Raw genomic sequence first — 17611 nt, 5'->3', positions numbered from 1 at the left:
TGACCAGGTCAGACGTAGTCGTCGGTCGCCGGCTCGACGAACCGCACCCACGCCCACGCGCCGAGGGCGACCACGGCGAACGCTATCGCGGCGACGACCAGCGGGCCGATGGGGAAGGCCTCGGCAGGGCCCCCGGCGTAGACGACCGCGGCGGCAGCGACCCCGACGATCGCGAGCCCGACGAGGGTCGGCTTCGACCACGAGTAGAGCGCGCGGCCGGGCAGCCTGCCGACGGGCACGAGCAGCACGATGAGCGACCCGAGGCCCGCCAGGCACACGGTGGCCAGCGTCTCGCGGGTGATCTCGACGGCGAAGACGGCGTTACCCGCGGGAACGAGGCCGTGGGCGACCCAGGCGACGAGCGAGACGAGGGCGAGGCTGCCGAGCTGCGCGGTGGCGACGATTCCGCCGCGCCGCACGTCGCCGATCTCATCGAGGTCGCGCCCGGCGGTGTCGACCAGGCCGGCCGCGAGGAGCACGCCCAGCACCATCGGCGGGTCGAGGTCGAGGATGCGCGTCGCGAGGCAGGCGAGGGCCGCGGCCAGCAGCAGGCGGGGCGACAGGGTGAGACGCAGGCGCAGGCCCAGTCGGCGCCCGGCGATCCACGTCGGCAGGACGATGCCGAGCCCGTTGATGAGGCCGAGCCCGATGACGATGGCCACGGCGAGGCGGACGTAGCGGACCTGGTCGTCGACCCCGGCGGCGAGGGCGACGAGGAGAGCGCCCGCCGCCAGGGCGGTGGCCACGGCGGCGGCCGGAGAGAGCGCAGGCTGCGCGGAGTCGTCGCGGCGGGAGCGGTTGCGGCCGGTGAGGTGCCGGGCCCGCATCGCGAGGCGGCCGCCGAGCGCCGACGCGGCGAGCCTCATCGGAGCGAGCACCAGGGCGACGAAGACCAGCCCGAGAAGGAGCGCCCACGCCCACGCGGAGCCGCCCACGCTCTCCGAGAGGGTCGGCAGACTGCGGCCGAAGCCCGTCGAGGCCGTCCAGGAGGAGGCCTCGGACAGGGCGGAGCCCGGTGCGGCGGCCGAGCCGTGAGTTCCTGCGCCGCCGTCACCGGGGACAGCCCCGCCGGAGCCCGGGCCTCCTGCGCTGCCGGGGCCGCCGCCGGTCGACCCGCCGCCGCCGGGCACGCTCGGTGCGGCGGTCGAAGAGGAGCCGGGGTCGCTCGGCGTCTGGCCGCTGCCGGGTGCCTGCCCCGGCGTGTTCGTCGAGGGGGCCGACGGCGTCGACGACGGGGTGGCCTCGGCGAAGTCGACCTTCACGGCAGCGCTCGGTGCGCCGTAGTTGCCGGCGGCGTCGCGCTGCGCGGCCTGGACGCTTCGCGTACCGGAGGGAAGCAGGAGCCCGGCCGAGGTGCAGCTCCAGTAGCCGTTCTTCACGACCGCGGTGCAGACCGGGTTGCTGTCGACGTAGGTGGTGACGGTCGCGCCGTTCTGGCCGTTGCCGTCGAACGTGAGGGGCTGCGTCGAGACCGTCGAGCCGGCGGCGGGGTGCAGGAGCCGCGGGGCGGGCGGGGCCTCGCGGTCGATCGACACGGAGAGCGGCGACGACGCGCTCGACACGGGCACCTTCGGCACGGCCGTCGACGACTGGACGCCGGTGACCGAGTACGTGCCCGTCGGGACGGTCGAGGCGGGCAGCACGCTCGACCATGAGCCGTCGGAGGCGACGGTCGTCTTGACCTCGGTGCTGTAGCCGCCCTCGACGAGGGTCAGCGTCACGGTCGCGCCGGCGAACGCCGTGCCCTGCAGCCGGGCGCCCACCGAGACACCGGCCGACGTCGAGACGGCGGGGGCCGCCAGGATCGAGAACGGCTCGGAGATGACGTCGGCGAACTGCGTGTTCGTGAGGTCGCGGAGGGTCAGGCGCTGGTCGGCACCGCTCGAGACGGTCACCGAGCAGTACCAGGAGCCGTCGCTCGCCGCTGTGGTCGTGCACAGCGACGAGGCGGGGTGCGTCGGGTCGAGGATGCGGAGGCTCGCTCCGGGGGTCGCGGTGCCGGTCGCGCGCGTCGTCGATGACGGAGCGTCGGCGACCGTGATCGTGGGCGTGACCGGGGAGAGCGTGGGAGCCGCCGAGCCACCCGGGTTCGGGCCGGCGGCCGGCTCGGCGATGGCCGGGAACTGGCCGAGCACGAGTGCCCCGACTAGGCCGGCGAGAGCTGCGAGGCCGAGGAGGCCGACCACTCGGGCACGGCGACGACGCGGACCGGCGAGGGCCGCGGAGCATCGGGAGCTGGGGGTCGTGTCGGTGAGCACTGTCACCCAGTAAGCCAAGGCGCGGGGTACAAGTCAATCCACCCCAGGGCTGAACCGCGAAAAGTTTCACCAATCGTTAGATTGCGCGGTCTGCCACTTCGTGAGTTGGCTCCGAGAATGCCCAGGCCACATGAAGGCCGCACCCCGCCCGTTTATAGTGAATGCCGAATCAACAAGGAGCAACTCGAGCATGGATTCCGCCCTCATCGGCATTCTCATCGCGGTAGGCATCGTCGTCCTGCTGCTCGTCATCGTCGGCATCTACTTCTGGGCGACCTACAACTCGATGGTCACGCTGAAGGTGCGTGTCGACGAGGCGTGGAGCGACATCACGGTGCAGCTGAAGCGCCGAGGCGACCTGATCCCTAACATCATCAGCACGGTCAAGGGATACGCGTCGCACGAGTCGGGCGTGTTCGAAAGCGTCACGAAAGCCCGCGCCGAGACTCTGAGTGCTTCGTCGCCCGCCGAGGCCGCTGTCGCCGAGGGCCACCTGCAGAAGTCGCTCAAGAGCATCTTCGCCGTCGCCGAGAACTACCCCCAGCTGCAGGCGAGCCAGAACTTCCTCCAGCTTCAGTCGGAGCTCGTCGACACCGAAGACAAGATCCAGGGCGCTCGCCGCTTCTACAACGGCGGGGTCCGCGAGTTCAACACGAAGACGACCGTCTTCCCGAACACTCTCGTGGCGAAGCGCCTCGGCTTCACGAACCGCGACTTCTTCGAGGTCTCCGAGCCGTCGGCGATCGCCGAGCCCCCGCGCGTCCAGTTCTGACGCGAGGCTGAGACGCCCCATGTACAACGCCGTCGCGCGGAACAAGCGCAACACCGTCTTCATCATCCTGATCTTCCTGGTCATCATCGGTGGTCTCGGCTTCGCCGCCAGCGCCATCTGGAGCAACCCCTCCATCGGCTTCACCGTCCTGGTCGTGGCCGCCCTCTACGCCCTCGTGCAGTACTTCTTCGCCTCGCGCCAGGCCATCGCGATGAGCCACGGCATCCGCATCGACGCGACGACAGAGCCTCGCCTGTATCGAACCGTCGAGAACCTCTCGATCACGATGGGCATGACGATGCCCGAGGTGTACGTCGTGCAAGACCCCGCACCCAACGCCTTCGCCACCGGGCGCGACCCGCAGCACGCCGTCGTCGCCGCCACGACCGGCCTGCTCGAGATCATGGACGACGCTGAGCTCGAGGGCGTCATGGCGCACGAGATGGGCCACGTCAAGAACTACGACATCCGCGTGTCGACGATCGTCTTCGGGCTGGTGGTGGCCGTCGGCTTCCTCGCCGACGTCCTCGTGCGGATGTCGTTTTTCGGCGCCATGTTCGGCGGGAGCAACAACGACCGGCGCGAGGGCGGGGGCGGAAGCAACCCCGTCATGATCATCCTCGGCCTCGCGGGCATGATCGTCGCGCCCCTGGCGGCCGCCGGCGTCCAGGCCGCCGTCTCGCGCCAGCGCGAGTACCTCGCCGACGCCACCGGAGCCCTGACGACCCGCTACCCCGAGGGCCTGGCCCGGGCGCTCGAGAAGCTCGGCGCCTACGGGCGGCCGATGCTGACGCAGAACTCGTCGATGGCCCACCTGTGGATCAGCGACCCGGCCCGACCGGGCCTGATGTCGCGCATCTTCTCGACGCACCCGCCGATCGAGCAGCGCGTCGAGCGGCTGCGGTCGAGCGCAGGCACCTTCTAGCCGCGAATTCGACGGGCACCCGCCGATTCGGCGCATTCCCGTCGAACAGACGGCGGGTTCCTGCCGATCCGGCGGGCCTGGCACGGCCGGTGCGACGCGCAGAACCAGGGCGCAGGAACTGCCCAGCCCCGCCGTACCGACGTCAGGCGGCCCGCAGCGCCGACGCCACTGCCGGCGCCAGGTCGCCCCGCCCCGTCACCTCGACGTCGCCGAGCCCCTGCCACGCCGCCGTGCGCCGGAGGAGCGCCGCGAGCCGCTCCACGTCGACCGCCTGCCCGGCCTCGTGCCACGCGGCCTGGACGCGCAGGATGCCCGCCTGCCGGTCGGACTTCAGATCGATGCGGCCGACCAGAGCCTCGTCTTGGAGGATGGGCAGCACGTAGTAGCCGAAGACGCGCTTCGGCTGCGGCGTGTAGATCTCGATCCGGTAGTGGAATCCGAACATCCGCTCGGCGCGAGCGCGCTCCCACACGATCGGGTCGAACGGCGACAGCAGCGCGTCGGAGGCGATGCGACGGGGGAGTCGCGCACCGGTGTGCAGGAACGCCTTGCGCTTCCAGCCGGGCACCTCGACCTCCTGGACGATGCCGGCGTCTTCGAGCTCGCGGAGCGCGGGGATGACGTCGACGGCCTTGAGCCGGTAGTAGTCGGCGAGGTCGGACGCCGTGCCGATGCCGTGGGCGGCCGCGGCGCGAGCTACGAGCTCGCGGTGGGCGTCGGCCCGCGACACCTCCCGCGACGCGATCTCGGCGGGCAGGACCTGCTCGGGCAGGCCGTACACGCGCTCGAATCGGCTGCGACCGTCGCTCACGACCTCGCCGGTGCGGAACAGCACCTCGAGGCCGCGCTTCACGTCGCTCCAGCCCCACCAGGGGCCGCGGCGGACGTTCGAACCCTCCTGCCCCATGAAGTCAGCCTCGATGGCACTTGCCGGCAGCGGCCCCGTCGAGCGCAGCTCGTCGAGCAGCCAGTCGAGCATCGGACGATTCGTGCGCGAGAAGGACGTCTCGTCGGCCGCCCATTTCGCCCGGTAGTCGTGCATCCGCCAGCGCCAGAGGGGCCAGGACTCGGTCGGCAGGAAAGCCGCCTCATGCGCCCAGTACTCGACGTAGCGGCCGCCGCGTGCGAAGGTCAGCCGGTCGAGCAGGGACCGGTCGTAGGCGCCCAGTCGGGCGTACAGCGGGAGGTAGTGGCTGCGCTCGAACACGTTGACGGAGTCGATCTGGACGATGCCCAGGCGGTCGATGGCCAGGTTGAGCTGACGCGTCCCCACTGCGGCCGCCGGGGTCTGGCCGAACCCCTGCGCGGCGAGGGCGATGCGACGGGCGAGGGCGGGGGAGACGACGGACTTCGACACGCCCCGAGACTAGGGGGAACCAGTGACATCGGGCGGGAGTTCCTGCACCCTTTCGAGCCGTACACTCTTCCCATGCCTGACGTCATCCTTGCCGGACCCACGCTCGCGGACTTCCATGCGGCGCGGGAACGCGTCTCGCAGGTGGCACACGTGACGCCCATGGAGAGCTCGTCGTTCTTGAGCGCCGTTCTCGGCACGCCTGTCTATCTGAAGTGCGAGAACCTGCAGCGCACGGGGTCGTACAAGATCCGCGGCGCGTACAACCGCCTCTCGCAGCTGAGCGCCGATGAGAAGGCCAACGGCGTCGTCGCCGCGTCGGCCGGCAACCACGCTCAGGGCGTCGCTCTCGCGGCCCGCGAGCTGGGCATCACGGCCACCATCTTCATGCCCGTGGGCGTCGCCCTGCCGAAGCTGCAGGCCACGCGCGACTACGGCGCCGACGTCGTGCTGAGCGGACACTCGGTCGAAGACGCCCTCCGCGCCGCGCGGGACTTCTCGGAGCAGACCGGCGCCGTCTTCATCCCGCCGTACGACCACGCCGACGTCATCGCCGGCCAGGGCACGCTGGGCCTCGAGATCCTCGACCAGGTGCCCGACGTCGAGACGATCATCATGGCGATCGGCGGCGGCGGCCTCATCTCGGGCGTCGCCAGCGCCATCACGCAGACGCGGCGCGAGACCGGCGGAAGCATCCGAATCATCGGCGTCCAGGCGGCCAACTCGGCGCCCTACGCCGTGTCGATGAAGCTGGGAGAGCGCACCGGCGTCGTGCCGACCCCGACCATCGCCGACGGCATCGCCGTCGCCAAGCCCGGCGAGCTCAACTGGCAGATCGTGCGCGAGGTGGTCGACGAGGTCGTCACCGTCGGCGACGACGACACGGCCAAGGCGATCCTGGTGCTGCTCGAGCGCGCCAAGCAGGTCGTCGAGCCCGCGGGTGCCGTCGGCGTCGCCGCCGTGCTGACCGAGCAGGTGCAGGCGCTGGGCAAGACGGTGATCGTGCTCTCGGGCGGCAACATCGACCCGCTCATGATGGAGCGCGTCATCAGCCGGGGCCTCGCGGCCTCCGACCGCTACCTGCACTTCCGGGTGATGCTGCCGGATCGTCCCGGTCAGCTCACCCGTGTCTCGGAACTGATCTCCGAGGCCAACGCGAACGTCGTCGAGGTGCTGCACACCCGCCACGGCCGCGGCCTCCAGATCAGCGAGGTCGAGCTCGAGCTCAGCGTCGAGACGCGCGGGCCGGATCATGCTGAGCAGGTGCTCGCCCGGCTCGCCGACGCGGGCTTCACGCCGGTGCGCGTCGACTCGTAACCCGCGCAGACGCGAGAGGGGCCCGGGTTCGCGAACCCGGGCCCCTCTCGCGTCAGCGCGGCTCAGCCGTCGTAGGGCTCGACGCTGCTGATCGACACCGCGATGTCTTTGCCGTTGGGCGCCGTGTAGCTGGTGCTCTCGCCCGACTTCTTGCCGGTGATCGCCTCACCCAGCGGGCTGGTCGGGCTGTACACGGTGAGGTCGCTGCCGGGCGCGATGATCTCGCGGCTGCCCAGCACGAACGTCGACTCGTCGCCGGCGATCGTGGCGGTGATCAGCATGCCGGGGCCGACGATGCCGGTGTCGGCCGCACCCTCCGAGATGGTGGCGGTCTTCAGCAGGTTGGTCAGCGTGCGGATGCGCGCTTCGAGCTTGGCCTGCTCGTCTTTCGCGGCGTGGTAGCCGCCGTTCTCTTTCAGGTCGCCCTCTTCGCGCGCGGCGGAGATGCGGCCGACGATCTCGTCGCGACCCGAGGTGCTCAGGGTCTCGAGCTCGGCGACCAGGCGGTCGTGGGCCTCCTGCGAGAGCCAGGTGGTCGATTCGGCGTTGCTCATCGGTACTCCCATGAAACGGTTGCCGTGGCGTGCAAGTCTGCAGGCCAGGCCTAAAAAACGAGACCGGCCGTGTGGCCGGTCTCGAGGTCGATCAGACGAGCTTATGGCAGCCAGCACTTGTCGATCAAGCCCGTGACACCGCGGTTCATCGTGTTCAGGTCGGTCGTGTAGGTGTTCGACTGGCTGGTCGAGACGGGGAAGTGGACGACCTTCCAGCCCACCACGTCGAAGCCGGAGTTGAGTACCTGGATGGCGCAGTCGACCCTCGTACCCGGCGCGACGCTGACTTCGGAGCGAACGGTCGCCGAGTGGGCGTCGTGGATGACGTAGCCGGCATCGTCGGTCTCGATCGAGGCGCTGGTGCCGTCGAACGCGGCGAAGATCACCCAGGCACCGAAGACGACGACGAACGCGCCGCCGACGATCGCGGCGATCCAGCGACGACGCAGTCGGAACGCGCGTGTGCGCCCGTAGCGCCGGTCGAGAGCGGAGTCGGCGGGTCGCGAGTCGCGCTCACTCGTAGTCGAGGGTGTGGGGGCCACCGTGGAACTCCGTCCGATTATCCTTGGGAGAAGGTTAGCAACGCTGGCCGTGATCAAGATCCGAGGTAACCCCGTGCCCTTGCGCCTGCTGGCAGTCCACGCCCATCCCGACGACGAGTCGAGCAAGGGTGCCGCCACGTACGCCCACTACCGCAAGCGGGGCGCCGAGGTTCTCGTCGTCAGCTGCACCGGCGGGGAGCAGGGCTCGATCCTGAACGAGCACCTCGAGGCGAAGGCCCACGCCGAGCGCGACATCGCAGGACTCCGCGTGTACGAGATGGCTCGAGCGCAGGAGGTCATGGGCGTCGAGCACATCTGGCTCGGCTACGCCGACTCCGGGCTGCCCGGAGAGGGCGAGCCGCTGGCGCCGAACTCGTTCGCCACGATCCCCGTCGAGATCTCGGCCGAGCCCCTGGTGCGCATCATCCGCCGCTTCCAGCCGCACGTCATCGTCACCTACGACGAGAACGGCGGCTACCCGCACCCCGACCACATCCGCACGCACGAGGTCTCGGTCGCCGCCTACGAGGCCGCCGGCGATCCGGCGAGGTACCCCGACGCCGGGCCCGCCTGGCAGGCGTCGAAGCTCTACTACGACCGCATCATGAACTCCACCAAGATGCGCGCGATCTACGACGTCATCAAAGACGAGACGCCCGACTCCGAGGTGCTGAAGCAGATGGACGAGATGTTCGAGCGCTGGGGCGAGCGGCCCGACCTGTCGACGACGCACGTGAACGTCGCGGACTCGTTCGCGGAGCGCGACGCCGCCCTGATCGCCCACGCCAGCCAGGTCGACCCGACCGGATTCTTCTTCTTGCACTCGCGCGATCTCCAGGCCCGCACCTGGCCGACCGAGGACTTCCAGCTCGTCGACTCCAAGGTCGAGTCGACGCTGCCCGAGACCGACCTGTTCGCAGGGATCGCCGAATGATGCTCGCAGCCGTGATCACGACCGTCCTGGCCGAGACGGGCGTCCCGTCTCCCAGTGGGCAGGCCGTGCCCGACAGCCTCGTCACACCCGGCTGGATCGGCTTCCTGGCCATCTTCGGGATCGGGCTGGCCACCGTCTTCTTGATCATCGACATGACCCGACGGGTGCGCCGCACGCGGTACCGCGGAGAGGTGCGCGAGCAGATCGAGCGGGAGCGCGACGAGGCCGCACGCGCGGCGGCGGGGCTCGACGACGAGCTGCGCGGGGGCGACGTCAAGTAGGTGGCGGGGTCGCGGTTCCTGCGCCCCTGATTTCTCGCATCGGGCACTGCCCGCTCACGGCGCGGTTCAGATCGCGACGAGAAGCACGGCGGTCCAGTGGCACAGGAACGCCGCCACCGTGAGCGCATGGAACAGCTCGTGGAATCCGAAGACGCCGGGCACGAGGTTGGGGCGCTTCGTGCCGTAGCAGACGGCTCCGATGATGTAGAGGAGCCCGCCGGTGAGCACCAGGATCATGGACGCCGGGTTGTTCGCCACCATCTCGCGGACGAAGAGAAGCGCGCCGACTCCGAGGAGCACGTAGAGAGGCGTGTAGAGCCAGCGGGGTGCGCTGGTCCAGAAGACGCGGAAGGCGATGCCGGCCAGGGCGCCGCTCCAGACGATCCAGAGGAGCGTCGTCGCCTGCGGACGGTCGAGGCTCAGCACGGCGATCGGCGTGTAGGTGCCGGCGATGAGCAGGAAGATGTTCGAGTGGTCGAGCCGCTTGAGCAGCAGCTTGGCCTTCGGCTTCCAGTTGAAGCGGTGGTACGTCGCCGAGATGCCGAAGAGCAGGAGCGACGTGCCGAAGTAGATCGCAGTGCTGGCCTTGGCGGGAGCGCCGTTGGCGAGGCACACCAGCAGCACGCCGAGAGCGATGGCCACGGGGAAGGTGGCGGCGTGGATCCAGCCACGCCAGGTGGGCTTGACCTCGAGGGCGGAGGGGATGACCGTCATGGGCCGAGCGTAGGGCGCGCGGCTGGCCGTTCGCCTTGCTCTGGCAGCTGAGGCATCGTCTCATTTGCATGTGAGATTTCGGATTCTCTAGGGTGGACCTACCTCGCCGACGAGGCTGTCTAGGAGATCGATATGTCTGTTCGCGTTGCCGCCGCCTCTGCCGCCGCCCTCGCCCTCATGGGTGGCGCGATCGCAGTGGTGGCCAGCGCCCCGGATGCGTCGTCGGCACGAGCTTCTGCGGCTGCCGGGATGGACGTCGACAGCTGGCGCCTTCCGCTCGACCGGTACGTCGACGACTCGGCGGCGGACGAGCGCTACGCGGAGGCGCTGCTCGTCGCACGGTGCCTGAGATCGAGGGGGATCGATCGGCCGGTGCCTTCCCGGCCGCCGACCACGGCGGAGGCCAGAACGACGAGCGCGGCCGGGTTGACGCCATTCTCCGAGGAGATCGCGGCTCGTTTCGGCTACCACCAGGCGCCGAGACGCGATCGGTCTCCGAGTCGCGAGACCGCCCGAGACGCTGTCTCCGCGGCATGTCTGGACGAGGCTCGCACCGTTCTCGTCACCGATCATCCGGAGATCCCCCTGGCGCAGGCACTCGTCGCGGAGGCGCGCGACACGACTTCCGCCTCGGCCGCCGTGAGGGAGGCATCCGACCGGTGGGCCATGTGCATGTCCCCGCACGGGGTAAGCGACCTCGGAACACGTCCTGTCGACATGCCCAGCGATTCCGTCTCCGAGCGCTTCGGCCTGGCGGGCCATGCCGACCGAGGCAGTGCTCCCTCCGCCGCCGAGGTCGAGTTGGCGGTCGCGGACGCCACGTGCCGGGTCACGAGCGGGTACCGGGACGCGTACTACGCAGGGGAGTGGAGCCAGCAGGAGTCGCTCCTGCTCGCGAACGCCGACGAGCTCGAGCGCTCTCGGGTCGAGATCGAAGAGAAGAAGAAGCGGATCGCACGGGTCATAGACCGGCTCGCGCCATCCCGCACCACCGCTACCGAGGCTCCAGGAGGCCGCAGATGAACACAGTCCGAATCGCAATCGCCGTGGCGGCTGCTGCCGCCGCAGTCGTTCTCGTCGCCGGACCAGCAGTCGCGGCGCCTTCGGCAGCCCCGGCGAGCTGCGGGAAGGGCTACGCGTGCGTGTTCCGAGACCACAGCTACGGCGGCACGCAGGTCGCGTTCGAGTACGGGATCCCCGACCTCAGGAAGGTTCTCGTGGCCGGGCCCGGCAGCGCGAACGCCGACAACACGACGTCGTCGGCGTACAACAACGGCCGCACGCACACGGCGCAGTTCTGGGCCGACAAGAACTACAACGGGCCGTCGTTCCGCCTGCTGCCGGGCTACGGCGACAGCAACCTCAACAACTCGACCGGCACCGTCCCGGTCAACTTCAACGACCGGGTGAGCTCGGCGCAGTTCGTGCTGGGGTAGCGGAACTCGCTGCCTTTCTATCCTCCTCCCCCCCAAAGGAACCTCAATGAAACGTCCACTGCTCGCTGTGGCTGCAATCGTCGCTCTGGTCAACGGCCCAATCGCGGTAAGTGAATCAGCTCGCGCCTCGACTGCGTCGGACTCCCTGGAAGCCCGGGCCGTGTCGCCGGCTCCTGCGTCGTGCAAGAAGGGGTCCGCCTGCATCTGGCGAGACAAGAGCTACGGCGGAGATCGGATCTCGTTCACGCACCGAATCGACAGCTATGCCGCGATTCTCATTGGCGACGTCGGCTACCGGCACGCCAACGACATCGCGTCGTCCCTTTACAACAACGGTCAGTACAACAGGGCGAAGTTCTGGCAGCACAAAGACTTCACAGGTCCTTCGATCCTGCTCGAGCGGCAGAACGGCGACAAGAATCTCGCCGATGCCACTGGCACTGTAAAGAAGGTTTTCAACGACCGGATCAGCTCGAGCATGTTCGTCCAATGAGACGACGTCTGGCCGGGGTGGCAGCGATCGTCATTGCGACCGGGGTGCTCAACGGCTGCGCCTCCGGGTCTGGCGGCAGATCTCTCGAGCACCCGGAGAAGAACCAGGCCCGTTACCTCATGCCGACCGACGCGTATGCCGACAGCGAGTCCGACAACACGATGTATGCCGAGAATGTGTTCATCTCGAAGTGCTTCGCAGAGAAGGGGCTCGAGTACCCTGTCGAGCACCGCACGCTTCGCGAGGACGGCAATGCCAGTTGGAACACCGTGACGAGGCTCCTCTTCGACGAGAGCACAGCGCGGCAGTTCGGCTATCACCAGCAGGTCGGCACGGGCGGGATGACTCCCGAGGAGATCCGGCGGGGTTTCGAGGGGCCGGAGCTGACTCCAGAAGGAGAGCGCCTTTTCTCGAAGTGCCTGGGTGACGCGCGAGAGGAGCTGGGCACCGAACAGCAGATCGAGCAGTACGCGACGGAGCTCGCCGTCGACGCGTACGACGCGACACTCGTCGACCCCGAGGTGAAGGCGGCGACGGCGCGGTGGCGCGAGTGCATGAAGCCGCTCGGGATCAGCGGCCTGGACGCGTCGCCGTCGGGCCCACCGAGTGATGAGTTGAACGCGAGGTTCGGGTTGTCCGGCGACATCCTGCCGACCGAGGACGCCTCGGCCGAAGAGATCCGAATCGCGGTGTTCGACGCGCGATGCCAGGAGTCGAGCGGCTACGCGAAGACGATCTACGACACGGAGTGGGCCTTTCAGCAGGAGCTCGTGGAGAAGAACGCCGACAAGCTCCTCCGCGTGAAGGCGCAGATCGATGCGAAGAACGCGCGCGTCCACGAGTACATCGCCGAGCATGCGCCCTCGAAGTAGACGCCTCGCGCGGGTGGGCGTCACCACCCTCGTGGCCGCCGCCGTCTTCGGCGGCGGCTGGGCGGCGGCATCCGCGGTGCAGTCGCCCACCCAGCGGGAAGCAGCGGCATCGGCTCCGCCGAAGCAGCCTGTGACGGCCGCGGTCACGCGGGGCGACCTGGCCGACACGATCACGAGCGAGGCCACCGTCAGGCGCGCGGCGCGGGAGCGGCTCGCGCTGACAGCGGCGGAGGCGCCGGCCGTGGTGACGGGGACGCCAGTTCCTGCGGGCCAGGAGGTCGTCGCCGGGCACAGCCTGCTCGAGGTGAACGGGCGCCCAATCGTCGCGATGCCCGGAGCCTTCCGCTTCTACCGCGACCTCGAAGCCGGCCGGAGCGGGCCCGACGTGCGGCAACTGCAGCAGGGCCTCACCGCCGCGGGCTTCGCGGTGCCGGCCGACGGCGTCTTCGGCACGGGTACCGAGCGCGCTGCCCGCGATCTCTACCGTGCGATCGGATACCCGGCCCACGAGGTCGCCGACCCGGCCCCGGCGAAGGCCGACGCGGGTGCCAGCGACGCAGAGTCCTCACCGCCGACGACCCACATCGTCATCCCGCGTGCCGAGCTCATCGTCATGGCGACCGATCGCGCCCACCTCGTCACGGGGCCCGCGGTCGGGGCATCCGTCGACGACGAGACCGAGATCGTCGTCGAGCGCGGCGAGCTGATCGCGGTAGCGGAGGTCCCCTCGACCGTCGGCGTCCGGGTGCGGGCCGGAATGACCGGCACGCTGACAGCGGCCGGGAAAGACGCCCCCATGAAGGTCACCCGGGTCGACGACTCCGCGAAAGAGGGCGAGTCGACGATCGAGCTCGCCCCGACGGCGGCGGGTGCGACCGTCTCCTCTGCGGCGGGCAGGGCGTTCCTGAGGCTCGACATCGAAGTCGTGCGCAGGAACTCCCTCCTCGTTCCCAGCACGGCCGTCGTGACGGGCGGCACCGCCGGCGGCCACGTCCGCAAGCGCCTCGCCGACGGCGGCTTCGTGCGGGTGCCCGTCGACGAGGCCGGGCAGCTCGGCGGCCAGAGCGCTGTCGTGCCGACCACGAGGGGGATGCTGCAGACCGGCGACCTCGTGCGGGTGGACTGAGGTGGTCGATCTCGACCTGTACTCGGTGCGGCGGCGCTACGAGCCCGGCGGCCCGGAGGCGCTCGCCGGTGTCTCTGCCGTGATCCGCTCGGGAGAGTTCGTGGCGATCGAGGGGCCGTCGGGCGGAGGCAAGTCGACGCTCCTCAACACGCTCGGACTCCTCGACAGCCCCGACGCGGGAACGTACTCGATCGACGGCATCGATGCGATGTCGGCGTCGCCGGGGCGGCTGGCCGAGCTCCGGTCGGACACGTTCGCGTTCGTCTTCCAGAGCTTCCACCTTCTCGACCGGCGTCCCGTCGTCGACAGCGTGGAGCTCGGGCTGCTGTACCGAGCGGTCACGCCGTCCGAGCGCCGTAATGCGGCGCTTGCCGCACTCGCCGCCGTGGGGCTGTCCGCCTTCGCCGACAAGCGCGCTGCCGACCTCTCCGGCGGCGAGCGCCAGCGGGTGGCCATCGCACGCGCCCTCGCGACGAACGCTCCGGTGCTCGTCGCCGACGAGCCGACAGGCAATCTCGACAGCGCCAACAGCCAGCGGATCGTCGAGAGCCTGCGGTCGGTGCACGAGCGGGGCGCGACGGTGGTCCTGGTGACGCACTCGCCCGAGGTCGCGGCGGAGGCCGAGCGGCGGCTGACCATGAACGACGGCCAGCTGACCGAGCGCGGGGCCACCCCGCCGGGGCGCGACCTGCCGGAGGTGCCCGCGCCGGCGGGACGGGCTTCGCGCCTGCGGCTTCGCGACCTCCTCGCCGACGCCCGCGCGTCGGTGCTGTCGCGGGCCGGCCGCACGGCAGGCCTCGTCGCGGCCGTGGCCGTCGGCGTCGCGCTCGCCGTCGCGACGCTGGGCATCTCCGCCTCGGCCTCATCGCAGGTCGCCGACACGTTCGACGCCCACGCGAACCGCGCTGTGACAGCGTCGTGGGGTGACGGAGACCTGTCGCCCGCAGCGGACGTCGACGGAATGCCGGCTCGGCTCCGGGCGCTCGCCGGGGTGGATGCCGTCGGCATCGTCACGGACCACGGGGGTGTCGACGTCCAGGCATCGCCGCGGCGGCCGATGCTCCAGGCCGGCGGGTACAGCACGGAGGACGCCGGGCTGTCGGCCACGGATGCGTCGATCCGGTGGGCCGACGGGCACCCGCGGGCTCTCGACAACGGCGAGGTGGTGATCGGCCGCAACCTCGCCGCGCAGCTCGAGCTGGCCGGCGTGGACGCGCGGCCGGCGATCACCGTGGCGGGACGACGAGCGATCGTCGTCGGCGTCCTGCGTTCGTCTTCCCGGATCCCGACACTCACCGGCTCCGTCCTGCTGCCGACCTCGGCGGGGCTTCCGGCTGAGTCGAGCCAGGTCTACGCGTTCGTGACCGTGCGGCCCGGTGCCGCTCAGCAGGTGGCGTCGCAGGTCTCGCTGGCGATCGATCCGTACACCCCGTCAGCGGTCGCGGTCGACGCGCCACCCGATCCATCGACGCTGCGGGCCGACATCCAGAGCGACGTCCGCTCGACGCTCCTGGCGTTCACGGGACTCGCGGTCCTCGCGTCGGTGGTCGGCCTCGGCAACTCGATGGTGCTGTCCGTGCTCGAGCGCCGGGCCGAGTTCGGTCTGCGTCGAGCCGTCGGGGCGCGTCCGGTGCACATCTCCGGGCTGGTGCTCGCGGAGTCGTCGATCATCGGCGCGATCGGCGGTCTCGCGGGCCTGGCGGTCGGCGTGGCCGGGATCCTGGGCATCACGATCGCACGGCAGTGGATCCCCGTCTTCGACCTCCGTCTCGCGCCGCTCGCCGTTCTCGGCGGGATGGCGATCGGGGCACTCGGAGGAGTGCTCGCGGCCGCTCGGGCGTCGCGGATTCTGCCGCACGAAGCCCTGCGGCAATAATGGCTGCGGTGCCGGCGCGGGGGTCCGCACGGACGACCCGGGTCCACCCGACGGCCGACGCCGACTCACTGGCGGGTGGGCTACCGTAGCTTCGTGACGACACGGCGACGAACCACGGGTGGCGACGCGGGCGAGAACCCGGTCGGCCGCGGGTTCGCCTACCGCCTCTACCAGCGTCGCATCCGGCGCGGCCTTGCGGGCCTGGAGCTGCCGCACCACGTCGCCATGATCGTCGACGGCAACCGGCGCTGGGCGAAGCAGCGGATGCTCGAGACGGCCGCGCACGGCCACCGGGCGGGTGCGGCGAAGATCCGCGAGTTCCTGACCTGGTGCGACGAGCTCGGCATCAAGGTCGTCACGCTGTACCTCCTGTCGGCCGACAACCTCACGAACCGCCACGACGCCGAGCTGGAGGCGCTGGTCGACATCATCTCGGAGCTGGCGCACGACCTTTCGCGCACCGGCGACTGGCGCGTGCAGCACGTCGGAGCCGTCGACGGGCTGCCCGGGTCGCTCGTCGACGCCCTCCACGATGCCGAGTCGCGCACTGCCGACCACACCGGCCTGCACGTCAACCTCGCCGTCGGCTACGGCGGCCGTCGCGAGATCGCCGACGCGATGCGCAGCATCGTGCGCGCTCACGGAGAGGGCGGCGGTACCATCGACGACCTCGCCGAGGTGCTCACCCCCGAGCTCATCGCCGACCACCTCTACACCGGCGGCCAGCCCGATCCCGACCTCGTGATCCGCACCTCGGGCGAGCAGCGCCTGAGCGACTTCATGCTGTGGCAGAGCGCCCACAGCGAGTTCTACTTCGTCGAGGCGTTCTATCCCGATCTGCGCGAGGTCGACTTCCTCCGAGCCGTGCGAGACTTCGCCAACCGCCATCGCAGGTACGGTAGTTAGGTTCAGTTTTCAGCAAGGAGCCCGATTGAGCAGCATCGACGACTACAGAGACGGCTTCTCTGAAGACCCCGGCTACCTCGACTTCGCCTCGTTCGGCCCCATGGGCCGCGCAGTGGTGGCGGAGCAGGCGGCCCTCGACGAGATCCACGTGCGCGCCCGCTTCGGCGCGGCGAACGTCTTCGACGAACAGGACATCCGGGTGCGCGAGGCGGTTCGCCGCGTCACCGGGTTCCCGACCGAGCGCATCGTGTTCCAGCCGAACACCTCGATCGGCCTCTTCCACGCGATGTTCGGCCTGTCGGGCCAGGTGCTGTACTCGGCGCGCGAGTACCCGAGCATCCCGGTGGCCGCACAGCGCGCCGCTCAGGCGCTGCACGTGCTCGACCAGATCACGATGGAGCCCCCGGCGGGCGTCGTCACTCCGTCGGTCGTCCGCGACAACCTGACGCCGGCCACGACCGCCGTCGCGGTCAGCCTCGTCGACTACCGCACGGGCTACAAGGTCGATCTCGAGGGCATCCGCGACGTCATCGGCGACCGCCTGCTCATCGTCGACGCGATCCAGGGCTTCGGCGTCACCGAGGCGCCGTACGAGGTGGCCGACGTGGTCGTCGCCGGGGGCCAGAAGTGGGTCCGCGCCGGCTGGGGCACCGGCTTCCTCGGCCTCAGCGAGCGTGCCGCGACCGATCTCGTGCCTCTGATCAGCGGCGTGAGCGGCACGATCGTCCCGCTCGGGGGCTCGTACGACGAGGTGCCGCCGCCGCTCCAGGGCGCCGCGGCCTTCCAGGTGACCCGTTGCGACCCGATCGCGCAGGCTCGGTTCGCGACCGCACTCGAGGGCATCGCCGACGCCGGCGTCGGGCAGATCGCCGGCGCCATCGCCCTCACCGTCTCGGCAGTGATCGACATCGCCGACGAGTTCGCCATCCCGGTCGTCTCGTCGCGCGACGAGACCGAGCGCGCCGGCATCGTCGTCCTCCAGCCCGAGGCCGGTCACGTCACCGCCCTCACCGCCGCCCTCATCAACCACGGCGTCACCGCGACCGTGCGCGACGGGCTCGTGCGCCTCAGCGTGCACGTGTCCACCGGCGAAGAGACCCTCGGGGCCCTCCGCGGGGCGCTGACCTCGTACGGGTCGGCGATCCAGTACTGACGGGCGCAGGGCGGTGCTGATCGGCGCAGGAACGCCGGCCCTCGCGTCGGCGGGGCGCGAGTTCCTGCGCCCTGTGACGCCTGTGACGGGGGTTAATC

18 protein-coding genes are annotated in these 17611 nt (G+C 70.2%); 13 read left to right on the top strand and 5 right to left on the bottom strand.

What is annotated here, in order from left to right:
* Positions 1-8: 8 nt before the first annotated feature.
* Positions 9-2264, bottom strand: a complete 2256-nt coding sequence (locus EDF46_RS10750) for a hypothetical protein (protein ID WP_158614221.1) — start codon at positions 2262-2264, stop codon at positions 9-11.
* Between the two features lie 184 nt (positions 2265-2448).
* Here EDF46_RS10750 and EDF46_RS10745 point away from each other — a divergent pair, with 184 nt between their 5' ends.
* Together EDF46_RS10745 and EDF46_RS10740 are read left to right on the top strand one after the other, a co-directional pair.
* On the top strand, positions 2449-3030 hold the full coding sequence (locus tag EDF46_RS10745) for a LemA family protein (protein WP_199738261.1): 582 nt from the start codon (positions 2449-2451) through the stop codon (positions 3028-3030).
* A gap of 19 nt (positions 3031-3049) precedes the next feature.
* Positions 3050-3955, top strand: a complete 906-nt coding sequence (locus tag EDF46_RS10740; RefSeq protein WP_123506262.1) for a M48 family metallopeptidase — start codon at positions 3050-3052, stop codon at positions 3953-3955.
* A 142-nt stretch (positions 3956-4097) separates the two neighbouring features.
* Here the strand turns inward: EDF46_RS10740 and EDF46_RS10735 are convergent, their stop codons facing one another.
* A complete protein-coding gene (locus tag EDF46_RS10735) occupies positions 4098-5312 on the bottom strand; it encodes a winged helix-turn-helix domain-containing protein (protein ID WP_123506261.1) in 1215 nt (404 codons plus the stop codon).
* Positions 5313-5384: 72 nt separating this feature from the next.
* Between EDF46_RS10735 and ilvA the strand changes: the two genes are divergently transcribed.
* The gene (gene ilvA, locus EDF46_RS10730) at positions 5385-6626 is read left to right on the top strand and encodes a threonine ammonia-lyase (RefSeq protein ID WP_123506260.1); all 1242 of its coding nucleotides are present in this window, start codon (positions 5385-5387) and stop codon (positions 6624-6626) included.
* Between the two features lie 62 nt (positions 6627-6688).
* On the opposite strand, the gene greA is transcribed toward ilvA, so the two are convergent.
* Together greA and EDF46_RS10720 are read right to left on the bottom strand one after the other, a co-directional pair.
* Positions 6689-7180, bottom strand: coding sequence for a transcription elongation factor GreA (gene greA, locus EDF46_RS10725; RefSeq protein ID WP_233579994.1), 492 nt, complete (start codon positions 7178-7180; stop codon positions 6689-6691).
* Positions 7181-7281: 101 nt separating this feature from the next.
* Positions 7282-7722: a DUF4307 domain-containing protein gene (locus tag EDF46_RS10720; protein ID WP_158614220.1), complete on the bottom strand. Its 441-nt coding sequence runs from the start codon at positions 7720-7722 to the stop codon at positions 7282-7284.
* 73 nt (positions 7723-7795) lie between these two features.
* On the opposite strand from EDF46_RS10720, the gene mca reads away from it, so the two are divergent.
* Positions 7796-8656: a mycothiol conjugate amidase Mca gene (gene mca / locus EDF46_RS10715; RefSeq protein ID WP_199738260.1), complete on the top strand. Its 861-nt coding sequence runs from the start codon at positions 7796-7798 to the stop codon at positions 8654-8656.
* Positions 8653-8937 carry a hypothetical protein gene (locus EDF46_RS10710; RefSeq protein ID WP_199738259.1) on the top strand — a complete coding sequence of 95 codons (285 nt, stop codon included), beginning with the start codon at positions 8653-8655 and terminating at the stop codon, positions 8935-8937. The genes mca and EDF46_RS10710 overlap by 4 nt, the downstream gene beginning before the upstream one ends.
* 66 nt (positions 8938-9003) lie before the next feature.
* Here EDF46_RS10710 and EDF46_RS10705 read toward each other — a convergent pair whose 3' ends face one another.
* Positions 9004-9651 carry a hemolysin III family protein gene (locus tag EDF46_RS10705; RefSeq protein WP_123506258.1) on the bottom strand — a complete coding sequence of 216 codons (648 nt, stop codon included), beginning with the start codon at positions 9649-9651 and terminating at the stop codon, positions 9004-9006.
* Between the two features lie 132 nt (positions 9652-9783).
* On the opposite strand from EDF46_RS10705, the gene EDF46_RS18335 reads away from it, so the two are divergent.
* From EDF46_RS18335 to EDF46_RS10670, 8 genes are all read left to right on the top strand, one after another.
* Positions 9784-10674, top strand: coding sequence for a hypothetical protein (locus EDF46_RS18335; RefSeq protein WP_158614219.1), 891 nt, complete (start codon positions 9784-9786; stop codon positions 10672-10674).
* Positions 10671-11087, top strand: a complete 417-nt coding sequence (locus tag EDF46_RS18330) for a peptidase inhibitor family I36 protein (RefSeq protein ID WP_158614218.1) — start codon at positions 10671-10673, stop codon at positions 11085-11087. The genes EDF46_RS18335 and EDF46_RS18330 overlap by 4 nt, the downstream gene beginning before the upstream one ends.
* A gap of 46 nt (positions 11088-11133) precedes the next feature.
* The gene (locus EDF46_RS10695) at positions 11134-11580 is read left to right on the top strand and encodes a peptidase inhibitor family I36 protein (protein ID WP_123506256.1); all 447 of its coding nucleotides are present in this window, start codon (positions 11134-11136) and stop codon (positions 11578-11580) included.
* A complete protein-coding gene (locus EDF46_RS10690; RefSeq protein ID WP_148061192.1) occupies positions 11577-12452 on the top strand; it encodes a hypothetical protein in 876 nt (291 codons plus the stop codon). The genes EDF46_RS10695 and EDF46_RS10690 overlap by 4 nt, the downstream gene beginning before the upstream one ends.
* Positions 12453-12465: 13 nt before the next feature.
* On the top strand, positions 12466-13578 hold the full coding sequence (locus EDF46_RS10685; RefSeq protein WP_158614217.1) for a peptidoglycan-binding domain-containing protein: 1113 nt from the start codon (positions 12466-12468) through the stop codon (positions 13576-13578).
* Between the two features lies 1 nt (position 13579).
* Complete coding sequence (locus EDF46_RS10680) at positions 13580-15454, top strand: ATP-binding cassette domain-containing protein (RefSeq protein WP_123506253.1); 1875 nt, start codon at positions 13580-13582, stop codon at positions 15452-15454.
* A 93-nt stretch (positions 15455-15547) separates the two neighbouring features.
* Positions 15548-16360, top strand: a complete 813-nt coding sequence (locus EDF46_RS10675) for an isoprenyl transferase (protein ID WP_123506541.1) — start codon at positions 15548-15550, stop codon at positions 16358-16360.
* Between the two features lie 25 nt (positions 16361-16385).
* Complete coding sequence (locus EDF46_RS10670) at positions 16386-17513, top strand: aminotransferase class V-fold PLP-dependent enzyme (RefSeq protein WP_123506252.1); 1128 nt, start codon at positions 16386-16388, stop codon at positions 17511-17513.
* Positions 17514-17611 lie beyond the last annotated feature (98 nt).

The sequence above is a fragment of the Frondihabitans sp. PhB188 genome, assembly GCF_003752365.1.
Lineage (GTDB): Bacteria > Actinomycetota > Actinomycetes > Actinomycetales > Microbacteriaceae > Frondihabitans.
The sequence above is the reverse complement of the archived record's forward strand: the minus strand, read 5'-3'. Positions and strand labels throughout refer to the sequence as shown.